Raw genomic sequence first — 4,338 nt, 5'->3', positions numbered from 1 at the left:
TAACCTTCTTTAAGATTTACCCCTACTTCTTTAGCAGCTTCCATCTTAAATTTATCTAATCCAGCCTTAGCCTGTGGATACAATACTCTATTTCTTGTCATATAAATTACCTCCTCTTTAAATAATAATAGTTTTCATTTGCTATTATCATTTACATTATTATAAGAAGTATTCATAGTATTTTATGGATATTTTAATATAACAAAATAAACTATTTGATATAATACTAACTTTACCCATAAATAAGAAACGCAAAGGCAGGATATGGAATCCAGATTACCTTTAGCAAATTCGCTTCGCTCATAAAAACCCCCGGGGGGCGTAAACAAATTGTAACCACAATTTGTTTATTTTCTTTTTTATTTCAACTATATCCTCAATAAAAATTCCTTTTTTTAATGTACCTAAAAATAGAAAATAAATTTCCATTTTTTTAAAGCCACAAGTGCATTTCGTATATTTATAGCAAAGCGAACAATCTCTGTTGCTATAAATTAAATTCACCTATCATTTTAGAATGATCAGAAATACGATTTATTCTAACCTCATGGTCGTATTTAATATCAACAATTTTGTTTTCTAGTAATGGAGTTATAAAAAAATGATCTGGCTGAGATTTTTTATTTCCTAAGGAGTAAGACCATTCATAATTTTCACTACTTGTTCTTCTCCAACAATCCACAAAACCTATTTTAACCAACTTCGTAAGTCCAGTATAGCGTTTTGGATTTGAACCTCTAGGTCCCGCATTAAAATCACCAGTAATTATGGTTTGTGTTTTAATAATACCTTCAGAAAATTTTATAATATGATTAATACATTCTCTTGTTGTATTATCATCATTACAAAAAATCCCTATAAGATTAATATTTTTTATTTGAATTGGTATAAATAAATGTCTCTTGTAAAATTGTGGTATATTTGATTCCATAATCTCATACTTTGAAGCAATCAAAACACCATTTTTATTATTCCTATCATCATTATGAAATATATGTTCAAACCCCGCCTGTTTTAATATTTTTTTTATTTTATCTCCATTTTCATTGTTCCTAAATTCCGAAATAACTATTACATCAGTATTGTCTTTAGTTAACTCAGATAAAATTCTATCAATTCTATTTCCACCACCACTTTGAATATTCCAATTTAAAATTCTAATACATATCACACCTTCCTCTATATACTTTAAAATGCTATCTTAATTCATTCCCAAATTTACACATTTAATTCAACATAACATATCTTGTTCGTTTCACTTCCAACCTATGTAAGGTGCCTGACCCTTGGGTAAATATGTATAATTTCATTATATTCTAATATTATTTTCATTTTGAATTTAGTATAAAATAATAAAACTCCGAGGTGTTAATTCCAGAGTAGCAAATTCGCTTCGCTCATTATAACCCCCGTTGGTCGTGAACAAATTGTTTTTACAGAAACATAAAAGGGTTAAGAGAGTTCTCCCTTAACCCAAATATCCTTTTTCAAACTCATCAATTGCTTTTAATTTTCCTTTCACTTTCAAAAAGACCCCAATTTTCTGACACAAATTTTCTAAATAATCTTTTATATATTCATCTCTGACATAAACTATTTTTGGTTTACCATTTTGCATCAAATAATTAATAAATATTCCAAGAATATTCTGTATAATTTCATCTTTAGGCGATAACATATTCTGATCAATAATCATACCGCTATTGCAGTCTGCAATAATTAACAGTTTACCTAAGAGAGGTCTTTCAAATTCTTTATCGTTAATTACAATATTTAAATATAAAGTGTCCAATTCAATTTCATTCCTTGTAGACTTTAATTTACTTAATTTTATCAATAATAATTCGTCGTTTATAACAGGTATCATACTAATTCTTGAAGGGATAGTATTTGATGCTTCAGATGTTATCCATAACTTAGACTTGTCATCATATTTTCTATGTAGAATATTTCCACTCTCAAAATCCACTTTTACTTTACCTTCAACAAAATATTTTAAAGCCATATAAAGTTGCTTAACTAAAACGGTAAGCTGAACTACCTGGGTTTGATCTAAAATATATGGGACGTATCCAGTCTCAAATGATCTAAAATAAATCCATTCATTTTTACCTCTAAATTTCAGACCCAAATCCTTAATAACCTTAAGCTCTTTGCTTGATAATTCATTACGGTTTCCAAAATAACACATTAAATTATTTTGGTATCGAATATATTGCGTTGAAGATATTTTTGGATTATCAATAATATAATAAAAACCATTAATTGCATCAACCCCTGCATAAGATCCAATTGCGATACATTCCCCTGCCTTACCCATTACACTACAGAAAAAGGGTTCCTCATATTTTGGAAGTACTATTTCAGTCAAATCTATATCCCATAGGTTGTTCCATGGTTTTAATGTTTTAAATTTAATTGCTACTTCATACAGCGATCTCCATTCCTCTAAACTTGCTTCTTTTCTCATAATCCCTCACTTCTCCCTAGCACTAGAATAGTAATATCAAATGTTGCAACACAGCTTGTCAGTTTCACCTCCGACCTCAGCAATTGGTCAGGCCCTTGGGTAATTGTAGCAAATTCGCTTCGCTCATAAAATCTTCCGGCTACCTTAAGCAGCTCTCTTATCGTTTTTCTATATCACTATCCCATCACAATGGTCTACTTCATGTTGAATAATTTGAGCAATCCATCCTGCATATTTTCCCCTTTGCTTCTTAAATCCTGAATCAAAATACTCTACTTCTATCTCTTTGAATCTATTAGTTTTTCTAACACCTTTAAGTGAAAGACATCCTTCTTCTGTTTCATATTGACGCGATTTATTCACTATCACAGGGTTAATAATCGCAGCGTTCATATCGCCCATACTGATCACAATAATTCTTTTTTTGACACCAATCATATTAGCTGCCATTCCTACACAGCCTTCTTTATTTGCTTTAAGCGTATCAAGCAAATCCTGTATCACTTGCTCATCTGCTTTTGTAGCAAGTTCTGATTTTTGATTAAGAAAGAATATGTCTTTCATAATTGATCTAACCATATGTTATACTCCTTTAATATTTGTCTTTTTTATTATGTTCTGTTCTATAACTGCTGACTTAGATACGATCAATAAATTGCTTGCCAAACATCATCCCACTAGGCAACAGACCAACCTCCATAAAGAAATGAATCTTTTGAATCTTCTTCAGATCCTCCAGAGGCCTGCATAACACCATCAAATGTTATAAAAGATAGAACAATTATTTTTCTCATACATATATCTTCCTTCGTATAATTTCTGATTATTATAAACAACGCGTCATATGTAAAGATTACTCCACATATCCTATGTGTGGAAATTATAGCAATTAATATTATTATAATAATAAAGGCTTGTAATATCAATGTATTTCTTTTCTTAAGCTTTCAATAATTCATTTTATCAAGAAATAACGAAAACCCCTGAATTCAAGGGTTTTTCATTGTATCCAAATTGTTGGTTTCTTAGCAACAGAGATTGTCCGTTTTACTTTCAATCTCTGTAAGGTTCCAGACCCTTGTCAAAAGCTGGGACAGTTTTGTTGCTATAGGTTAATTTTTTTTCGTTTTTATCTTACTGGAAATTATATTTAAATTTCAATGAAGTATAAACACAACTTATGTTATAAATATCAATATTTGAACATGCTTATTAATCCTGCAACTTTGATGGCTATGAAAATCCCCGGGGGACGTAAACAAATTGTAACCACAATTTGTTTTGCTACTGTTGGTATTGCCAGCCCTTATCCGAATGCAAAATAAGTTTTGTGTTATCGGGCATCCCTCTAAATGCCTCCTCCAATGTATGATTAATTTGCATCATATTTGCATGGTCATTAAGGTCATAACTAATAATTTCACGATTATATAAATCTAGAATTATTGATAAGTATGTTTTTTGCCCACAAAGTGAAATTTCACTGATATCCGTTACCCATTTTTGATTAGGTTTGTCCGCTTTAAAATTCCTGTTTAATATGTTAGGTGCAATTTTCCCAACATTACCCTTATAAGAATTATATTTTTTTATTCTTACACAACAAAACAGTCCCAGAGAATTCATTAATTTTAGTACTGTCTTATGATTAATTGTATATCCGAGCTTGTGCAATTCCGCTGTAATACGTCTGTAACTGTATCTTTTTTTATTTTTATCAAAAAGTTCTATAATCTTTGGCTTTATTTTTTCATACTTGTTGATTTACACTTTATCTTATCCTAAGTTTTACAAATTAATTTATCTAGTTAAATCATGGATTTGCACATATATTTATCCGATTTACATAATAATTTAACCGGAATTTA

General features: G+C 29.9%; 4 protein-coding genes and 1 pseudogene. All 5 read right to left on the bottom strand.

The window, feature by feature from the left end:
* The coding region (locus tag KPL38_RS18345; RefSeq protein ID WP_216290323.1) for a small, acid-soluble spore protein, alpha/beta type at positions 1 to 101 on the bottom strand (101 nt) is incomplete at its 3' end.
* 386 nt (positions 102 to 487) lie between these two features.
* Positions 488 to 1,171, bottom strand: a complete 684-nt coding sequence (locus KPL38_RS18340; protein WP_216290575.1) for an endonuclease/exonuclease/phosphatase family protein — start codon at positions 1,169 to 1,171, stop codon at positions 488 to 490.
* 297 nt (positions 1,172 to 1,468) lie between these two features.
* Positions 1,469 to 2,470, bottom strand: coding sequence for a DUF7309 domain-containing protein (locus KPL38_RS18335; RefSeq protein WP_216290574.1), 1,002 nt, complete (start codon positions 2,468 to 2,470; stop codon positions 1,469 to 1,471).
* A 168-nt stretch (positions 2,471 to 2,638) separates the two neighbouring features.
* Positions 2,639 to 3,049, bottom strand: a complete 411-nt coding sequence (locus KPL38_RS18330; RefSeq protein WP_216290573.1) for a peptide deformylase — start codon at positions 3,047 to 3,049, stop codon at positions 2,639 to 2,641.
* 705 nt (positions 3,050 to 3,754) lie between these two features.
* Positions 3,755 to 4,174 (bottom strand): annotated as a pseudogene (locus KPL38_RS18325) (DDE-type integrase/transposase/recombinase); the annotation flags it as partial.
* Positions 4,175 to 4,338: the final 164 nt, after the last annotated feature.

The organism is Clostridium psychrophilum (assembly GCF_018861705.1).
In the GTDB taxonomy this organism is placed as follows: Bacteria; Bacillota; Clostridia; order Clostridiales; family Clostridiaceae; genus Clostridium_AD; species Clostridium_AD psychrophilum.
Note: the sequence above shows the minus strand (reverse complement) of the source record. Positions and strands in the feature narration are given on the sequence as shown.